The 17,937-nt window shown below is 72.0% G+C and carries 14 protein-coding genes; 8 read left to right on the top strand and 6 right to left on the bottom strand.

All coding sequences use genetic code 11. The features are described from left to right. Positions 1-332: 332 nt before the first annotated feature. Positions 333-1,553 carry an amidohydrolase family protein gene (locus tag DQ392_RS14785; RefSeq protein WP_425470535.1) on the top strand — a complete coding sequence of 407 codons (1,221 nt, stop codon included), beginning with the start codon at positions 333-335 and terminating at the stop codon, positions 1,551-1,553. Positions 1,554-1,718: 165 nt separating this feature from the next. Here DQ392_RS14785 and DQ392_RS14780 read toward each other — a convergent pair whose 3' ends face one another. The 6 genes from DQ392_RS14780 to DQ392_RS14755 form a co-directional block, all read right to left on the bottom strand. Beyond that, positions 1,719-2,966 (bottom strand): cytochrome P450 family protein, encoded by a 1,248-nt coding sequence (locus DQ392_RS14780; RefSeq protein ID WP_114016291.1) that lies wholly within the window; start codon positions 2,964-2,966, stop codon positions 1,719-1,721. 89 nt (positions 2,967-3,055) lie between these two features. Then, entirely contained in the window at positions 3,056-4,360 is a 1,305-nt protein-coding gene (locus DQ392_RS14775; protein WP_245981487.1) for a cytochrome P450, read from the bottom strand. After that, entirely contained in the window at positions 4,357-5,052 is a 696-nt protein-coding gene (locus tag DQ392_RS14770; RefSeq protein WP_425470534.1) for a GTP-binding protein, read from the bottom strand. The genes DQ392_RS14775 and DQ392_RS14770 overlap by 4 nt, the downstream gene beginning before the upstream one ends. Continuing rightward, on the bottom strand, positions 5,024-5,389 hold the full coding sequence (locus tag DQ392_RS14765) for a DUF742 domain-containing protein (protein WP_114016068.1): 366 nt from the start codon (positions 5,387-5,389) through the stop codon (positions 5,024-5,026). Before DQ392_RS14765 ends, DQ392_RS14770 begins: the two co-directional genes overlap by 29 nt. Then, entirely contained in the window at positions 5,386-5,808 is a 423-nt protein-coding gene (locus DQ392_RS14760; protein ID WP_114016067.1) for a roadblock/LC7 domain-containing protein, read from the bottom strand. The genes DQ392_RS14765 and DQ392_RS14760 overlap by 4 nt, the downstream gene beginning before the upstream one ends. Next, positions 5,805-7,427, bottom strand: coding sequence for a sensor histidine kinase (locus DQ392_RS14755; protein WP_114016066.1), 1,623 nt, complete (start codon positions 7,425-7,427; stop codon positions 5,805-5,807). The genes DQ392_RS14760 and DQ392_RS14755 overlap by 4 nt, the downstream gene beginning before the upstream one ends. A gap of 251 nt (positions 7,428-7,678) precedes the next feature. Between DQ392_RS14755 and DQ392_RS14750 the strand changes: the two genes are divergently transcribed. The 7 genes from DQ392_RS14750 to DQ392_RS14720 all read left to right on the top strand — a co-directional run bounded on the left by DQ392_RS14750 (position 7,679) and on the right by DQ392_RS14720 (position 17,784). Next, the gene (locus DQ392_RS14750) at positions 7,679-8,626 is read left to right on the top strand and encodes a TIGR03619 family F420-dependent LLM class oxidoreductase (protein ID WP_114016065.1); all 948 of its coding nucleotides are present in this window, start codon (positions 7,679-7,681) and stop codon (positions 8,624-8,626) included. Positions 8,627-8,756: 130 nt separating this feature from the next. Further along, positions 8,757-9,554 carry an SDR family NAD(P)-dependent oxidoreductase gene (locus tag DQ392_RS14745; protein ID WP_114016288.1) on the top strand — a complete coding sequence of 266 codons (798 nt, stop codon included), beginning with the start codon at positions 8,757-8,759 and terminating at the stop codon, positions 9,552-9,554. A gap of 381 nt (positions 9,555-9,935) precedes the next feature. Continuing rightward, positions 9,936-11,063 (top strand): LLM class flavin-dependent oxidoreductase, encoded by a 1,128-nt coding sequence (locus DQ392_RS14740; RefSeq protein WP_114016064.1) that lies wholly within the window; start codon positions 9,936-9,938, stop codon positions 11,061-11,063. A 124-nt stretch (positions 11,064-11,187) separates the two neighbouring features. Further along, positions 11,188-12,927, top strand: coding sequence for an N-acyl-D-amino-acid deacylase family protein (locus DQ392_RS14735; protein WP_114016063.1), 1,740 nt, complete (start codon positions 11,188-11,190; stop codon positions 12,925-12,927). Positions 12,928-13,037: 110 nt separating this feature from the next. After that, on the top strand, positions 13,038-13,868 hold the full coding sequence (locus tag DQ392_RS14730; RefSeq protein WP_114016287.1) for a TIGR03619 family F420-dependent LLM class oxidoreductase: 831 nt from the start codon (positions 13,038-13,040) through the stop codon (positions 13,866-13,868). 86 nt (positions 13,869-13,954) lie between these two features. Next, positions 13,955-16,567: a bifunctional FO biosynthesis protein CofGH gene (locus DQ392_RS14725; protein ID WP_114016062.1), complete on the top strand. Its 2,613-nt coding sequence runs from the start codon at positions 13,955-13,957 to the stop codon at positions 16,565-16,567. An 83-nt stretch (positions 16,568-16,650) separates the two neighbouring features. Continuing rightward, positions 16,651-17,784, top strand: coding sequence for an ADP-ribosylglycohydrolase family protein (locus DQ392_RS14720; RefSeq protein ID WP_114016061.1), 1,134 nt, complete (start codon positions 16,651-16,653; stop codon positions 17,782-17,784). The last annotated feature ends 153 nt before the right edge of the window (positions 17,785-17,937 follow it).

Raw genomic sequence — 17,937 nt, 5'->3', positions numbered from 1 at the left:
TGCCGGTCCGAGCGGGGCGGTGGGGGAGTCCGGACGGCGGGGTGCGACGGACCGTACGGAGCGACGCATCCCTGCTCACGGAGGGTCGCGAGGGTCCGGACGGAGGGTCGTCCGGATCCGGAGGGAGGGTCGCGCCGGCCCGGACGGAGGGATGCCCGCGTCCGCACGGAGATGCTGCTTCGGTCCGTACGGAGTGACGCCAGGGGCGCGCAGAGCGCCAAAGGGCCGGAGTGGACAGGCACTCGGGGGGCGACAACGGGGACCGAAGGCGGGTGCTTTCGGGCTGACGCGGTAGCTGACGGGCCGTCAGTTCCGGCGCTACGGTGGTGGGCATGGAGACCTTCCCCAGGATCATTTCGGTGGACGACCACACGGTCGAACCCCCGCACGTATGGCGGGACCGGCTCCCGTCCCGCTACCGCGACACCGGGCCCCGCATCGTGCGCGCCCCCCTGAAGGAGATGACCTTCGTCGGCGGCAGGTTCACCCCGACGATGGGCAGGGCGGGCGACGAGGGGCCGATCGCCGACTGGTGGGTGTACGAGGACCTGCACCGCCCGCTGACCAGGCTGGACACCGCCGTCGGCTACGACAGGGACGAGGTGCGGCTGGAGGCCATCACCTACGAGCAGATGCGCCCGGGCTCCTACGACGTACGCGAGCGTCTGGCCGACATGGACGTCAACCACGTCCAGTCGGCCCTGTGTTTCCCCACCTTCCCGCGGTTCTGCGGCCAGACGTTCACCGAGGCCAAGGACCGGGAACTGGGGCTGCTGGGGGTGCGCGCGTACAACGACTGGATGGTGGAGGAGTGGTGCGGGCCCGACGCGCACGGACGCCTCATACCGCTGGCTCTCGTACCGCTGTGGGACGCGGAGCTGGCCGCGCAGGAGGTACGGCGCAACGCGGAGCGGGGCGTGCGCGCCGTCTGCTTCTCGGAGATCCCTCCGCGCCTGGGCCTGCCGTCCATCCACACGGACGCCTGGGACCCCTTCCTGCGGGCCTGTGACGAGACGGGCACCGTCATCGCCATGCACATCGGCTCCTCCAGCCAGATGCCCTCGACGTCGGCGGACGCACCACCCGCCGTCGGATCCACCATCACGTTCGCCAACTGCTGTTTCTCCATGGTGGACTGGCTGATGAGCGGCGCGTTCGAGCGCTTCCCCCGCCTGAAGATCATGTACGCGGAGGGGCAGATCGGCTGGATCCCGTACATCCTGGAGCGCGCCGACGTGGTCTGGGAGGAGAACCGTGGCTGGGGCGGTGTGGCGGACAAGGTGCTGCGCCCGCCGTCCGAGCTGTTCGCCGAGCACGTCTACGGCTGCTTCTTCGACGACGCGTTCGGGCTGCGCAACGTGGAGTCCATCGGCGTACCCAACGTCCTGTACGAGACCGACTACCCGCACTCGGACTCGACCTGGCCCAAGTCCCGTCAGGTCGGGGAGCAGCAGATGGGGCACCTGCCCGCCCATCTGGTGGAACGGATCGTGCGGGGCAACGCCATCGACCTCCTCGGCCTGACGGACGAGGGGCTGTGGCCGGGGGCGTGACAACCGAGGCACCGCCGGCCCCCACGCCCCGAACGCCGGCAGGCCCGGCCCTCCGGAACACGCGGGCAGGCCGGGCGCTCAAGAAGGCGGCGGGGAGCGGCGGCCCGGCCCTGTCCTCCGGGCCGCCCGCCCCCCGCCGCCTCCGGCCTCAGGTGCCGCGGGGGTTCACCCTCGTGGCCGTACGGGGATGCCCGCGTATCCGAAGGCGATGCAGGAGGCGACCTGCGCCATCTCCTCGGGCGGCACCGCCGCACGCATCTTCGGGAAGCGGCCGAAGAGGGCGGGCAGTGCGGTGCGGGCCTCCATGCGGGCCAGTGGGGCGCCCAGACAGAAGTGCACCCCGTGACCGAAGGACAGGTGCTCTCCGCCGCCCGCCCGCCGGATGTCGAACTCCGCCGCGTCAGCCCCGTACTTGGCGGGGTCCCGGTTGGCCGAGGCGATCGTGGAGACGATGGCGTCGCCCTGCCCGATCACGGTGCCGTCGGAGAGCTCGATCCGGTCGACGGCGTAGCGCAGCGGCAGATTGGCGATGCTGGGCGCCCAGCGCAGTGTCTCCTCGATGACGTCGTCCCAGGAGGCCGCGCCGTCCAGGACGAGTTGTAGCTGCCCGGGGTGGGTGAGCAGGGCGTGGACGGCGTTGCCGATGAGGTTGACGGTCGTCTCGTGCCCGGCGCCGATCATCAGCAGCAGGGTGTCGAGCAGCTCCTTCTCGGAGAGCGCGGCGCCCTCCTCGTCCCGTGCGTCGACCAGGACGCTGGTCAGGTCGTCGCCCGGCTCGGCACGTTTGGCCTCGACGAGCGCGGTGAAGGCCGCCTGCATGTCCACCGCCGTCTGTCCCGCCTGTTCGGGCGTGCGGGTGGTGTCCATGACCATGTCCATCAGCCGCTTCATCTCGGGCCGCTGGTCCTCGGGCACACCGAACAGTTCGCAGATGACGTTCATCGGGAGCGGGTGCGCGAAGGAGGCGCGCAGGTCCACCGTTCCCTCACGTGCCGCGTCCTCGTCCATGGCGTCGAGCAGCTCACTGGTGATGCGCTCCACGCGGGGCAGCATGGCGGCCGTACGTCGCGCGGTGAAGGCGGGGGCGACCAGCTTGCGCAGCCGCTTGTGGTCCTCGCCGTAGGAGCTGAGCATGTTCTCGACGCTGACCCAGGTGCGGATCCACGTGTCGTGGAACTCGCCGCGCTGCCAGGCGGGCCAGTGTTTGCGCGGGTCCTTGGAGACGCGCGGGTCACGCAGGAGCTGTTTGAGGACGTCGAACTCGTTGACGTACCAGGCGTGGATGCCGGCGGGCAGCTCCACCAGTGTGGCGGCGGCGCCCCCCGAGCGGATGCGCTGCGCCTCCCCGTGAATGTCGCGGCCCTCCGGGTCGATGAGGACGCCCCTGGGGGCGTCCGCACGGACAGCGGGCAGGACGTCCGAAGGGGAGCCGCCGCCGACCGAAAGGGAGCCGCCTTCCGCGGAGGAGACCTCGGCCGAGGGGGAGACGTCGGAAGGGACGGCTATATGGACGGGCTTTTCCACGGGGTGCCTCCTACGTGGTCGGGAGAGACGGGGCTGAACCGTGCGGGCAGCGCGACAAGGCCCCGCTGGAACGGGCCCGGGCGCCACTTCAGCTCGTCGTACGTCACCGTGAGGCGGATGTCGGAGAGCCAGGCGGTGAGCCGCTCGATCGCGGTGCTGGCGATGAGCAGCGCCGGCTGCTGGGCCGGACAGCCGTGCGGGCCTGCCGCCCACGCCAGGTGCGCGCCGCCGCCCGAGCCGTCGGCGCCGGTGGCCTCACCGGGCGCAGCGCGTCCGCTTTGGGTGGTGGCCGCCGCGTAGCTGACCAGGACGAGCTGTCCCGCGCGCAGCCACACGCCGTGGAAGTAGACGTCCCGCTTGGGGAAGTGCGCGGAGTAGTTGGCCATCGGGGGCTCGTTGCGCAGCACGTCGTGGAGGGCGTCTCGGGGGGTCAGCGCGCCGCCGGACAGGTTGCTGTAGTAGCGCTCGTCGACGAGCATCCGGCCGAGCGCGTTGCCGATGAGGTTGGACAGCGGTTCGTAGCTGGCGCCCATCGTCAGGACGATCTGGTGGATGACCTCTTCGGCGCTGAGTCCGGCCGGGTGGTCCATGAACCAGGAGGTCAGGTCCTGGCCCCGCTCGCGCTGCTTGGCCTGGGTCAGTTCCGTGATGTAGCGGGTGTAGGCGACGTCGGCCGCCTCCGCCTCCTCGGTGGTCTTGCTGTCGAACATGCCGGCGATGCCCTGGATCAGCAGTTCGCTGCGGTCGTCGGCCAGGCCGAAGGCCCGGTTGAAGAACAGCAGGGGCAGCAGCCGTGCGAATTTGCTGATCAGGTCGACCTCGCCGTCCTGGGCGAACCGGGCGATCAGCTGGTCGGAGACCTCCCGCACGATCTGGCGCACCTGGTGCGGCTCCAGCCGCGCGAAGCCGTCGGAGATCACCTGACGGTAGCGCGCGTGCGCCTCTCCGTCGCTGAACAGGGCGTTGGGGCGGGCCCGCAGCATCGGCAGCACGGGCGAGTCCTGCGGCACGGTGTCCTGCCAGACGGAGGAGTCCTTCGACCAGGTCACCGGGTCGTGCAGCAGGTCGAGTGCGGCCCGGTAGTCGATCACGAGCATCGCGCCGACGCCGGGTGCGATCTCCACGGGCGCGAGGGCACCGTACCGGCGCAGCCGCTCGTAGACCGCGTACGGGTCCGCCGCGAACTCCTCGCCGTACAGCGGGGTGACCTCGTGGCTCGGCCGGGACAGCGGCGCCGGCATCGTGCCGGACGGCGTGTTCCCGGGGTGGGGCGCGGCGTTCAAGCGGTCTCCTGGGGCTGCTGGCGGCCGTGCTGCCGGCCGGGCGTGCTGTCGTCTTTCTGCTGCTGGTCGAGCACTTCGAGGACGTGGCCCACGAGCGCGATCAGCGCGTCGGCCGACTGGTCCCGGCTGCGCGCGTCGCACACCACCAGCGGGGTGTCGGGGTGCAGGTCGAGGTGGTCGCGGAGGGTGTCGGGATGGTGCGAGGGGGAGTCGGGGAAGGAGTTGACCGCGACCGCGTAGCGCAGCCCGGCCTCCTCGATCATGTCCATCACCTCGAAGGAGTCCGCCAGGCGCCGGGTGTCGGCCAGCACCAGGGCGCCCAGCGCGCCGCGCGCGATGTCCTGCCACAGGGGGCGGAAGCGCCGCTGCCCGGGGGTGCCGAACATGTACAGCACGAGGTCCCCCGGCAGCGTCAGCCGGCCGAAGTCGATGGCCACCGTGGTGGTGGTCTTGTCCCGTACCCCGGCCAGGTTGTCCACCAGCGCGCCGGTCTGCGTCATCACCTCCTCGGTGTGCAGCGGCGCCGTCTCCGAAAGCGAGCGGATGAACGTCGTCTTGCCCACCCCGAACGGCCCGGCGACCAGCAGCTTGACCAGCGTCTGCGGCTTGTCCTCCAGATATATGGAGCCGCCTGCCGCCGAGGCGCCGGCCGGGTCGCCCGGGCTAGGAGGACTTGAGAGTGCGGAGTCCATTGAGAACCTTCTCCAGAATCTGCCGCTCCGGCAGTTCGGCGTCGGGGATCGGGGCGCGGGCCATCAGCCGGCCCGCGTCCACCAGGTCGGCCACCAGGACCTTGACCACACTGACCGGAAGCCGCAGGTGCGCGGCGGCCTCCGCGAGGGACAGCGCCCCACCGCGCAGCAGTTCCAGCAGCCGCGTCTCCTCCGGGCGCAGCCCGGAGACGGTCGCCGGGTCCGACGCGCCGTGCAGCACGGTGAGCCGGTCGAGCGTGTTGCGGCTGGGCCGGGCACGTCCGGTCGTCGCCAGATACGCGGGCACCAGGCGCCTGTTGTCGGCGGGTGGGTTCATGTCGAGATGTCGTTCCTGGCCGGGCTGTTCATGGCCTTGCCCAACGACGCCACCTGTACCTGCATCTGGTGCGTCACGATGCCCATGTTCACGTCGGGCCCGGCGAAGACGGCCAGTGCGGTGTTCTCGCCGGCGGGGATGGCGAAAACCCATCCCTGGTCCGACTCGACGACCGTCTGGCGCAGCCGCACCTCGTAGGAGCCGGCGAACGCCGCCGTGGTCGTCCTTGCCGCGCCCTGGAGTGCCGAGAGCATCGCTGCGACGCCCTCGGCCGCCTCCCGCTCCAGGTTGGGTGAACGTCCCTCGATCAGGCCGTCACCCGAGATGACGGCCGCGTGGATGACGTGTGGCAGGTCCAGGAGCGGGGCCAGCACCCAGGAGGTGTCGTCGCGCAGCGACCTGCGTGCGGGGATTGTCATTCCTGCGGATTCCCTTCAGCGGAACGGGGATCGGCGTGGGGGTGTGAGGGTGCCTGGCCCGGCGCGGCCGCTTCGTCGACGGCCGCGCGGCCCGAGGCGGTGCCGCGCTGGAACGCCGCCCAGCGCTCCGCGCTCTCCTCCGGTGACGCCTGGGCGTGCGCGGCGGGCTGCGGGGCCTGTGGTGCGGACGTTCGGCCGTGCGGGGCGGTCTCGGGGGAGACGGCGGCCGTGGCGTCCAGCGACGCCTCGGGGGCCGGGCGCCTCCGCCGGCGGCGCGGCAGTTCGTCGCCGCCGTCGGGCGCGGCGGCTCCGCTCCGGTGAGCGGGCCCGCCAGGGTCTACCCCCGGCGCGGCGTGGGACGGCCCGGTGGCGGACGGTTGCGCGGTCGGCCTCACCGGCGGGGCGGCGTCGGCGGCCGGGCCGTGGACGGCACCCAGCTGCACGGTCTCGCCGTACGCGGGCTCCGGACGGGGAGCGGGCTGCCCGTGGGGCGGGGCGGGGGCCGCGGCGCTCGCGCTGCCGCGCGGCACGGGCGCCATGGGGGACATCGGCTGCTCCTCCTCGTCGAGCAGCGTCAGCAGCGTCTCGCCCGGGATGTGCACGATGGCGCGCACCCCGCCGTAGGGGGACGTCTCGATGGAGGTGGCGAAGCCGTACTGCTTGACGAGCTGGCCCACCGTGGCCAGGCCCGTCCTGGGCGGGTCGCCCAGCTCGGTCAGCAGCAGCACCTCCTCGCCGGTGATCATGCGCTGGGCGCGCTCCATCTCCTCCCCGTGCATCCCGACGCCCGCGTCGTCGACGATGATCGAGGCGCCCCGGTTGCCCTGCTGGATGGTGACGGCGACGGGGAGCTCGGGGTGCGAGTAGTGGAGGGCGTTGGCCATCAGCTCGGTCAGCGCGACCGCCACCGGCTCCACGGCGCGGGCCACGATGCCCACCGGGTCGCGCAGCTGGTTGGTGACCTGGACGCGGGCGTACCCGACCAGGCGGGACATGGCGCCGACGACGACGTCGCCCACGTGGGAGTTCTGCCGGGTCAGTCCCGGCCAGGCGCCGCAGACGATCGCGGTGGCCTGGATGCGGCGGATCGCCTGCTCGTTGAGGAAGTCGGCGCCCAGCAGGTCTTCCGCGACGAACGGGTCGTCGTAGCGCTCCTGCATCGTCTGCAAGCGGGTCTGCAACTGGTAGAGGAGGGCCTGGATGGTCGTGGTCGCGCCGCGCATCGCGGACTGCGCAGCGCCGTCCACGCGCAGCCGCTCCTTGGTGACCGCGTCGCCGACCTGGTCCAGCACCGAGGCGAGCGAGCGGTCCAGGTCGGTGCCCCGGAAGGCGGGGTCGGCGACACCGCGGACGGGGACGTTCGGGTGGGCCAGTGCCGCGGCCAGGTCCGGGATGCGGGCGGCCGCCAGGTGCCGTACCTCGGCTTCGACGGCCTGCGCGTGGGCGGCGAGGCCCGCCTGGTGCCGCATGGCGTCCTGGAGGTCCTTCTCGGCGACGGCGGAGCGCTGACGCAACCGCCTCGCCTCCCGCATCGAACGCGCCAGCAGGAGGGCGAGCGCCACGGCGGCCGCCGTCCCCACGGACAGGGTGACGAGCAGCGCCACCGGTATCTCGGTCATCGGCGTCCTTGAGCGATTGGGTTGTCGTGCGAGCTGATCCGTCCTCGCCGGGACCGATCAGGGAACAGCGGTGCCGCCATGTTCCCTCAGCGGCGCCTTTCGCGCAGCCGTATGCGGAATACACCCTGCCTGTTGCTGGAAGCAAATCCGTACGGCGGGCCCCTGACCGGCGATTTGAGCGCGCGTCAGCTGTTTTCGGACTTCCGTTCGCCCCTCTTGCCTGACGCCCCGTCAGGTACGAGCATGGGGGCGTGCTGACCTATCCCTCAGGGCGGCTGTCGTACGGGATACAGCTGCCGGTCCAGTCGCAGAGCACCCTCTACGCCGAGCCCTGGGAGGCGACGGCGGGACCCGCCGAACTCCTGGCCGTGGCCCGCGCCGCCGACCGGCACGGCTTCGCCTACCTCGCCTGCTGCGACCACGTGGCGATACCGCGCAGGCTCGCCGGCGCGATGAGCACCGTGTGGTACGACCCCGTCGCCACCCTCTCCTTCCTGGCCGCGGCCACCGAACGGGCGGCGCTGCTCAGCCATGTCGCCGTCGTCGGCCTGCGGCACCCGCTGGCCACCGCCAAGCAGTACGCCACCCTCGACCACCTCTCCGGCGGGCGCCTGATCCTCGGCGTGGGCGCCGGACACGTACGCGAGGAGTTCGAGACCCTGGGCGCCGACTTCGCCGCACGCGGGGCCGTGCTCGACGAGACGGTCGACGCGCTCAAGGCCGCCCTCGGCCCGGAGGAGTTCCCCGCCTGGGAGGGGGCACGCTTCTCCTTCGCCGGGCTCGGACAGCGGCCCAGACCCGCACAGCGGCCCAGACCGCCACTGTGGGTCGGCGGCTCCTCGCCCGCGGCCGTCCGCCGTGCCGCTCTCCGCGGCGACGGATGGCTGCCCCAGCAAGACCCGAGGGAAGCACTGGCGGCGAAGATCGAGCGCATCAGGCGGCTGCGCGGGGAGGCGGGCCTGGAGGCCGAGCCCTTCACCGTCGGTGCCCTCGCGGAGCCGCTGTACGTGGGCCGGGCCGCCTGGGACGTCGGCCGCCGCACCCTGACCGGTGCGCCCGGCGCGATCGCCGAGTCCCTGCGCGCGTACCAGGCCCTCGGCGTCACCCAGGTCCAGCTGCGCTTCCGCTCCCGCTCGGCGGACGAGCTGACCGACCAGATGGAGCTCTACGCCCAACAGGTCGCGCCACTGCTGGGCTGACCCAGGGGGCGGGCGGCGTGTGCAGCTGTCTGTCCCCCGAGTGCCGTTCGGACGCCTGCCGTCGCCGTTCTTCGAGGCAGTCGGTGAGGACGGGAAGACCGAGGAAGCCGGGAAGGCCGAGGAGGTCGTGGTGGGCAAGCTGGAGGGACGGGTGTTTCTCGTCAGCGGGGCCGCTCGGGGGCAGGGCGCCGCGGAGGCGCGCTTGTTCGCGGCCGAGGGAGCCAAGGTGGTGCTGGGTGACGTACTGGACGAGCAGGGCGAGGAGGTGGCGGCGCGGCTGGGCCCCGAGCGCGCGCTCCACGTCCGTCTGGACGTGCGCGACGAGGACAGCTGGCAGGCGGCCGCAGACGCCGCTGAGCGGGCGTTCGGCGCCGTGGACGGCCTCGTCAACAACGCCGGCATCCTGCGCTTCAACGAGTTGTCCGCCACCCCGGTGGAGGAGTTCCGCGAGGTGGTCGAGGTCAACCAGACCGGCTGTTTCCTCGGCATGAAGACCCTCGCCCCGCGCCTTGTCCGTGCGGGCGGCGGCACCATCGTCAACACCGCCTCTTACGCGGCGCTGACGGGCATGGCCTACCTGACCGCGTACGCCGCGAGCAAGGCCGCCATCGTGGGCATGACGCGCGTGGCGTCGATGGAGCTGGCCGGCAAGGGGGTGCGGGTCAACGCGCTGTGCCCCGGCGCGATCGACACCCCCATGACGAACCCCGCCAGGGCGGCGGACGGCGGGCTGCCGCTGGACGGTGCCGCGACGGGGCGGAGCGACACGGACGCCTTCTACGCGAAGCTCATCCCGCAGGGCCGCATGGGGCGTCCCGAGGAGGTGGCGCGCGCTGCGCTCTTCCTCAGCTGTGCGGACTCCTCGTACGTCACGGGTGCGCCCCTGGTCGTCGACGGGGGCTGGCTGGCGGGCGTGTCCGTGCTGTGAGGTCCGTGCACCGTGCGGCGGGGGCCGTTCCCCGTGCCGTGGGATCGGTGCACCGTACGGCGGAATCCGGGCACCCTCCGGACCAGTTGGGCGATTTGCTGCTTCGCTTGTGAAACGGAACGGGGGGTCGGCGGGAACAGTTTTCCGCTTCCCTCAGGAAGACTTCGCAAGGGCTGACGTTTTTGGTTTCCAATTCTTCACGAATCCTTCACGGGACCGGCTCGGGCGGGAGCGGTGCCGGCCTGCTCGCGTGGCGGCGGGTCGTCGCGTGTGACGGACATGTTGACGCCTTCACCCCGCGGTGCCAGAGTCGGACGCGACACGATCTGACGGGCCGTCAGGTTTCTGCCGTCGGAAACACACCGAGGGAGAGATGACACCGTGGAATTCGGGCTCTTTGTTCAGGGATACGTGCCCGCCGCGCGGGCCAGGACCGATCCGCAGGCCGAGCACAAGGCACTGGTCGAGGAGACCGAGTACGTCATCCAGGCGGACAGGTCGGGGTTCAAGTACGCGTGGGCCTCCGAGCACCACTTCCTGGAGGAGTACAGCCACCTGTCCGCCAACGACGTCTTCCTCGGGTATTTGGCGCACGCCACCGAGCGCATCCACCTCGGCTCGGGCATCTTCAACCCGCTGCCCCAGGTCAACCACCCGGTGAAGGTCGCAGAGAAGGTCGCGATGCTCGACCACCTCTCCGGCGGCCGCATGGAGTTCGGTTCGGGCCGGGGGGCCGGCTCCCACGAGATCCTCGGGTTCCTGCCGGGCATCACCGACATGAATCACACCAAGGAGATCTGGGAAGAGACGATCGCCGAGTTCCCCAAGATGTGGCTGAACGACGAGTACCAGGGGTTTCAGGGGAAGCACTGGTCGTTGCCCCCACGCAAGATCCTTCCCAAGCCGTACGGGGGCTCACACCCGGCGATGTGGTACGCGGCGGGTTCGCCGTCGTCGTACGCGATGGCCGCGAAGAAGGGGCTGGGGGTGCTCGGCTTCAGCGTGCAGAAGGTCTCCGACATGGAGTGGGTCGTCGAGTCCTACAAGGGGGCCGTGGGAGACGCGGAACCCGTCGGCGGATACGTCAACGACAACGTCATGGTCACCTCCACGGCCATCTGCGCCGAGACCACCGAGAAGGCCAAGCAGATCGCCGTGAACGGCGGCCTGAACTACCTCCAGTCCCTCCTCTTCCGCTACCACGACACCTTCCCCCGTCCCGAGGGCATCCCCCAGTGGCCGGAGCTGATCCCCGAGTACACGGCGGAGATCGTCGACCTGCTCATCGCCGAGGAACTGATGATCTGCGGCACCCCGGAAGAGGTACTGCGCCAGTGCAAGCGCTGGGAACAGGCCGGGGCCGACCAGCTCTCCTTCGGGCTGCCCATCGGGATCGGCTACGAGGACACCATGAACACGATCAAGCTCATCGGTGAGCACGTCATCCCGCAGATCGACACCGACCCCGTGCACCGCACCACCCGCTTCCGCGACGCGGCACGCGGCTGAGCCGGCCCCGTCCGGCGCCCGCGGGACGCCACGAGCGCCCAGCCGTCCAGGCAGCCGGACGTCCCAGCGGCCGCGATGCCGCGGTCCTGACCACCCATGACGAGCAAGGGAGGACGTGCGCAGCATGCTTGACCACCTCATCACGGGCGCCACCGTCGTCGACGGCACCGGAGCACCGGCGTACCGCGCCGACGTCGGCCTGCGCGAAGGGCGCATCGCCCTCGTCGCCGAGCCCGGCACCGTCCGTGAGCACAGCCGCACCCGTCAGGACGCGACCGGGCTCGTCCTGGCCCCCGGGTTCGTCGACCCGCACACCCACTACGACGCCCAGCTGTTCTGGGACCCGTACGCCACCCCCTCCATGAACCACGGCGTCACCACCATCGCCGGCGGCAACTGCGGCTTCACGCTCGCCCCGCTGAACCCGGCTCGCCCCCAGGACGCCGACTACACGCGCCGCATGATGTCCAAGGTCGAGGGCATGTCCCTCGTCGCACTGGAAGAGGGCGCCCCCTGGGACTGGCACACCTTCGGCGACTACCTGGACGCGCTCGAGGGCCGCACGGCCGTCAACGCGGGTTTTATGGTGGGCCACTGCGCGCTGCGACGGCACGTCATGGGCGAGGACGCCATCGGGGGGCAGCCAGACGAGGAGCAGCTGGGAGAGATGCTGCGGCTCTTCCACGAGGCCATGGACGCCGGGGCGTGGGGGCTGTCGACCACCCAGTCGGCCAGCCACTCCGACGGGGACGGTGAGCCGGTCGCCTCACGCCACGCGCGCCCCGAGGAACTGCTGGCCCTCTCGCGTGCCGTCGCCGACCACGAGGGCACCCAGATCGAAGCCATCGTCGCGGGCTGCCTCGACATGTTCTCCGACGACGAGATCGAGCTGTTCGCCCGGATGTCGGCGGCAGCGGGACGGCCGCTGAACTGGAACGTGCTGACGATCGACGCCGCCGTCCCCGACCGGGTGCCTCGCCAGCTGGCCGCCGGCGCACGGGCGCGCGAACAGGGCGGACGGGTCGTCGCGCTCACCATGCCGATCCTCACGCCCATGAACATGTCGCTGGGCACCTTCTGCGCGCTCAACCTCATCCCCGGCTGGGGCGAGATCCTGAGCCTGCCCGTACCCGAGCGCACCGCCAGGCTGCGTGACGCGGACGTGCGCGCCGAGATGCTGCGCCGGGCCGAAAGCAAGGAGGCCGGAGTCTTCCGCCGCCTCACCCACTTCGACCGGTACGTCATCGGCGACACCTACTCGGCCGCCAACGAGGGCCTGAGCGGACGCGTCGTCGCCGACATCGCCGCCGAGCGCGGCCAGGAGCCCTTCGCGTGCCTCGTGGACATCTGCGCCGCCGACGAGCTGCGGACGGTGCTGTGGCCCATGCCCACCGACAACGACCCGGCCAGCTGGGAGCTGCGCAGGCGCACCTGGGAGCACGAGGACGTGATGCTGGGCGGCTCCGACGCCGGCGCCCACCTCGACCGCATGTGCGGGGCCCCCTACACCACCAGGTTCCTCGGCGACTGCCTGCGCGGCCGCAAGCTGGCCCCACTGGAGCGGGCCGTACGGATGCTCACCGACGAGCCCGCCCGCCTCCTGGGGCTGCGCGAGCGCGGCCGTGTCCACGAGGGCTGGCACGCCGACCTCGTCCTCTTCGACCCCGAGCGCATCGACGCGGGCCCCGCCACCCTCGTCCACGACCTCCCCGGGGACAGCCCCCGGCTCGACTCCCGGGCCACCGGCATCGTCGGCGTCTGGGTCAACGGGACGCGGACCGTACGCGACGACACGGTGACCGGCGCCGTCCCCGGAACCGTGCTCCGTTCGGGACGCGACACGGAGACGGTCAGCACGCGGTAGCACCGCTTGCGCGGGCGTTCGGGACGGAGCCGCTCGGCCGGACGGCGAAGGCGTCCACAGGGTGCGTACAGACCATGGAGTTCCCCGCCACCGGGCTGCACAGTGACGGCATGCGGATCTCCACGACCATCCTGCTCACCGACGAGACCATCCGCCCCGACCGCCTCGCCCGCGAGCTGGAACAGCGCGGCTTCGGCGGCCTCTACCTGCCCGAGCACACCCACATCCCCGTCAGCAGACAGACACCCGCCCCCATGGGCGACCCGTTACCGCGCCCCTACGCGCGAACGCTCGACCCCTTCGTCGGCCTGGCCGCCGCCGCGACCGTCACCGAACGGCTCGCCCTGGGGACGAGCATCACACTGGTCGCCCAGCACGACCCCATCGTGCTGGCCAAACAGATCGCCACCCTCGACTGGATGTCCGGCGGCCGCTTCACCCTGGGCGTCGGCTTCGGCTGGAACGTCGAGGAAGCCGCCGACCACGGCGTCGACTGGCGCCGCCGCAGGGACGTGGTGCGCGACCGCGTCGCCCTCATGCGGGCCCTGTGGGCGGACGAGCCCGTCGCACACGACGGCGAGTTCGGCTCCGTCCGCGCCTCCCTCGCGCACCCCAAACCCGTGCGCCCCGGCGGCCCCCGGCTGCTCGTGGGAGGGGCCGCGGGACCCACCCTCTTCGACCACATCGCCGAGTACGCCGACGGGTGGCTCCCGGTCGGCGGCAGCGGGCTGCGGGACGCGGCGCCCGAACTCCACCGCGTCTGGCGCGCCGCAGGACGCCGGGGAGAGCCCGCGCTCGTCCCCGCCTTCGTCCAGCCCTCCCCGGGCAAACTGCGCCACTACCGCGACGAACTGGGCGCTGAAGAGGTCGTCCTCCAGCTCCCCTCCGGCACAGAACTCGAAGTTCTGCGCGCCCTGGACGACTACTCCAGGTACCTGTGAACAGCGTGCGCCCGAACGGGACGGCCGGGCCGTCCGGCCCGCTCGCCGCCCGCGGCGCTGTCGCTGCTCCGGGCTACGGTGGGGGGATGACCTCTCACGGACAGGTGTCGCCGACTGCCCCGACGGCGAATGCGATGCGGCGGGCGCTCAAGCGGGCCCGGGACGGGGTGGCGCTCGATCAGACGGAAGCCGCCGTCCTCCTCCAGGCGCGCGGCGAGGACCTGACCGACCTCACCGCCTCGGCGGCCCGCGTCAGAGACGCCGGGCTGGAGGCGGCCGGGCGCCCCGGCGTCATCACGTACTCCCGCAAGGTCTTCATCCCGCTGACCCGGCTGTGCCGCGACAGGTGCCACTACTGCACGTTCGTCACCGTGCCCGGCAAGCTGCGCGCCGAGGGACACGGCATGTTCCTCTCGCCCGACGAGGTGCTGGAGACCGCCCGGCGCGGTGCCGAGATGGGCTGCAAGGAGGCACTCTTCACCCTGGGCGACCGTCCGGAGGACCGCTGGCCCGAGGCCCGCCAGTGGCTGGAGTCGCACGGCTACGACGACACCCTCGCGTACGTACGGGCCATGGCGATCCGCGTCCTGGAGGAGACGGGACTCCTCCCGCACCTCAACCCCGGGGTGCTCACCTGGACCGACTTCCAGCGTCTGAAGCCCGTCTCGCCGTCCATGGGGATGATGCTGGAGACGACGGCGCGGCGCCTGTGGTCCGAGAAGGGCGGTCCCCACCACGGTTCCCCCGACAAGGAGCCGGCCGTGCGGCTGCGCGTCCTGGAGGACGCGGGACGCTCCAACGTGCCGTTCACCACGGGCGTCCTCATCGGCATCGGAGAGACCTACGAGGAGCGCGCCGACGCCCTGTTCGAGATCCGGCGGACCCAGCGGGCCTACCACGGGATCCAGGAAGTGATCGTGCAGAACTTCCGCGCCAAGCCGGACACGGCGATGCGCGGCATGCCCGACGCGGAACTGGAGGAGCTGGCGGCCTGCATCGCGGTCGCCCGCCACATCCTGGGCCCCTCCGCACGCGTCCAGGCCCCGCCGAACCTGGTGGACGCCGAATACGGCCGGATGATCGAGGCGGGCATCGACGACTGGGGCGGCGTCTCCCCGCTGACCCCCGACCACGTCAATCCGGAGCGCCCCTGGCCGCACATCGACGACCTGGCCGAGAAGACCTCGGCGGCCGGATTCGCCCTCCGTGAGCGCCTGACCGTCTACCCCGAGTTCATCCGGCGCGGAGAGCCGTGGCTGGATCCGCGTGTCCTCCCGCACGTGCGGGCGCTCGCCGAGCCCGAAACCGGCATGGCCCGCGAGGACGTGCGCCCGCGGGGGCTGCCCTGGCAGGAGCCCGACGAGGGCTTCACGGGCCTGACGGCCACCGGCCGCACCGACCTGCACCGCACCATCGACACCGAGGGCCGCACCAGCGACCGCCGCGACGACTTCGACGAGGTGTACGGCGACTGGGCGGAGCTGCGCGAGCGCGCCGCCCCCGGCATGGCCCCGCAGCGCGTCGACGCCGACGTGCGTGCGGCGCTCTCCCAGGCCGCCGACGACCCCACGAAGCTCACCGACGAGCAGGCCCTCGCGCTCCTGCACGCCGACGGTCCGGCGCTGGACGCGCTGTGCCGCACGGCGGACGACGTACGGCGCGACGCGGTCGGCGACGACGTGACGTACATCGTCACCCGCAACATCAACTTCACCAACGTCTGCTACACCGGCTGCCGTTTCTGCGCCTTCGCACAGCGCCGCACCGACGCAGACGCCTACACGCTCTCCCTCGAACAGGTCGCCGACCGTGCGCAGCAGGCCTGGGACGTCGGCGCCGTCGAGGTGTGCATGCAAGGCGGCATCCACCCGGACCTGCCGGGCACCGCCTACTTCGACATCGCACGAGCCGTCAAGGAACGCGTTCCGGGCCTCCACGTGCACGCCTTCTCCCCGATGGAGGTCGTCAACGGCGCCACCCGCACCGGCATGTCCGTCCGCGAGTGGCTGACCGCCGCCAAGGAGGCCGGACTCGACTCGATCCCCGGCACGGCGGCGGAGATCCTGGACGACGAGGTCCGCTGGATCCTCACCAAGGGCAAGCTGCCGACCGCCACCTGGGTGGAGGTCATCGAGACGGCGCACGAGGTGGGGCTCGGCACGACCTCCACGATGATGTACGGCCACGTCGACCAGCCCCGCCACTGGCTGGGCCACCTGCGGCTGCTGGCACGTATCCAGCGCACGGCGCTGGAGAAGGGACGGGCGGGGTTCAGCGAGTTCGTCACCCTGCCGTTCATCCACACCAACGCACCCGTCTACCTCGCCGGTATCGCCCGTCCAGGGCCCAGCACCCGCGACAACCGCGCGGTCACCGCCATGGCGCGCCTCCTGCTGCACCCCTGGGTCCCCAACATCCAGACCAGCTGGGTGAAGCTGGGCACCGAGGGCGCCGCCGCGATGCTGCGCTCCGGCGCCAACGACCTGGGCGGCACCCTCATGGAGGAGACGATCTCCCGGATGGCCGGCTCCTCCTACGGCTCCTACCGCTCCATCAAGGACCTGGTCGCCATCGCCGAGGCCGCAGGGCGCCCCGCACGCCCGCGCACCACCGGATACGGCCAGGTCCCCGCGGAACGGATGCGCGCAGCCCACGCCTCCGACGGCCACCTGCCCGAACTGCTGCCCGTGCTGGACTGACGGGCGCTCACCGCCGCCCGGCCCCGTCTATTAGAGTGCGGGGCCACAAGCCGGAGGAGGGGCAGCCAGGAGGGCGGCGGATCGTGACAGGTGCGGGTGGGGCGGACAGCGGCGCGAGCGCCATATGGGGACGCGCCGAACAGCAGGACTTCCGCAGCAGGGTGCGCGGATGCCTGCTGGGCGGCGCCGTCGGTGACGCGCTGGGCGCGGCCGTCGAGTTCGACTCCCTGGACAGGATCCGTGACGATCACGGCCCCCAGGGCGTGACCGACTACCTGCCCGCGTTCGGACGGCGCGGCGCCATCACCGACGACACCCAGATGACCCTGTTCACCGTGGACGGCCTCATCCGCGCCCACGTCCGCCGCGACACCGGCGCCTGGCATCCGCCCACCGACGTGCACGCCGCCTACCTGCGCTGGGCGGCCACACAGCGCGACTGGGGCCCCGACGAACGCCGCGAGAACGACGGCTGGCTCGCCCGCGAGGAATGGCTCTACTCACGCCGGGCGCCCGGCAACGCCTGCCTCAGCGGCCTGGCCGACCCCCGCATGGGCACGCTGGACCAGCCCAAGAACCCCGACTCCAAGGGGTGCGGGACCGTCATGCGGTCGGCCCCCTTCGGGCTGCTGGTCGGCTGGGAGCCCGCACTGGTCTTCCAACTGGCCGCCGAGTGCGCGGCCCAGACCCACGGCCACCCCACCGGGTACCTGGCGGCCGGGGCGTTCGCCGCGATCGTCCACACCCTGGCCCGCGGCGAGGACCTGGACACGGCGGTCCAGCGCACCCTCGTGCAGCTGGCCGCCCGCCCCGGCCACCAGGAGACCACCGAAGCCCTCAAGCGCGCACTCGGCGCCGTCCGTCAGGGCATGCCGTCCCCCGAACGCGTCGCCGCGCTGGGGGAGGGCTGGACGGCCGAGGAAGCGCTCTCCATCGGCGTCTACTGCGCCCTGGTCGCGCAGGACGTCCGCCACGGTCTGCTGCTGGCCGTCAACCACGGCGGCGACAGCGACTCGACCGGCTCCGTCTGCGGCAACCTGCTGGGCGTCATGCACGGAGAGACGGCCCTGCCCGCGGGGTGGGTCGCCGAGGTGGAAGGCCGCGCGACCATCCTGGAGCTGGCCGACGACTTCGCCATGGAGATGACGCAGGGCCCCGCCCTGCACGGCCCCGGCACGGCCACACCGGCCTGGCTGGCCCGGTATCCGCGCGCATAGGGACAGCGCTCAGGGGAAGCGCCGGGCGTTTTGGGAAGGAGCGCTCCGGAGAGAGGAACGCTCCGGGGAGGCGGAGCGCTCCTCGATAGGGGGACGCTCCGGAGAGGCCGGAGGGCCGGGGGCTGGGAGGCCGGAGGGCCCCCGGCGCGAAGG

The organism is Streptomyces reniochalinae (genome assembly GCF_003323735.1).
Lineage (GTDB): Bacteria > Actinomycetota > Actinomycetes > Streptomycetales > Streptomycetaceae > Streptomyces > Streptomyces reniochalinae.
The sequence above is the reverse complement of the archived record's forward strand: the minus strand, read 5'-3'. Positions and strand labels throughout refer to the sequence as shown.

Coding starts and splice junctions, on each gene's coding strand:
- DQ392_RS14785 (WP_425470535.1), top strand. CDS start 333: ATGGAGACCTTCCCCAGGATCATTTCGGTGGACGACCACACGGTCGAA.
- DQ392_RS14770 (WP_425470534.1), bottom strand. CDS start 5,052: ATGGACTCCGCACTCTCAAGTCCTCCTAGCCCGGGCGACCCGGCCGGC.
- DQ392_RS14765 (WP_114016068.1), bottom strand. CDS start 5,389: ATGAACCCACCCGCCGACAACAGGCGCCTGGTGCCCGCGTATCTGGCG.
- DQ392_RS14760 (WP_114016067.1), bottom strand. CDS start 5,808: ATGACAATCCCCGCACGCAGGTCGCTGCGCGACGACACCTCCTGGGTG.
- DQ392_RS14755 (WP_114016066.1), bottom strand. CDS start 7,427: ATGACCGAGATACCGGTGGCGCTGCTCGTCACCCTGTCCGTGGGGACG.
- DQ392_RS14735 (WP_114016063.1), top strand. CDS start 11,188: ATGCTTGACCACCTCATCACGGGCGCCACCGTCGTCGACGGCACCGGA.
- DQ392_RS14730 (WP_114016287.1), top strand. CDS start 13,038: ATGCGGATCTCCACGACCATCCTGCTCACCGACGAGACCATCCGCCCC.
- DQ392_RS14725 (WP_114016062.1), top strand. CDS start 13,955: ATGACCTCTCACGGACAGGTGTCGCCGACTGCCCCGACGGCGAATGCG.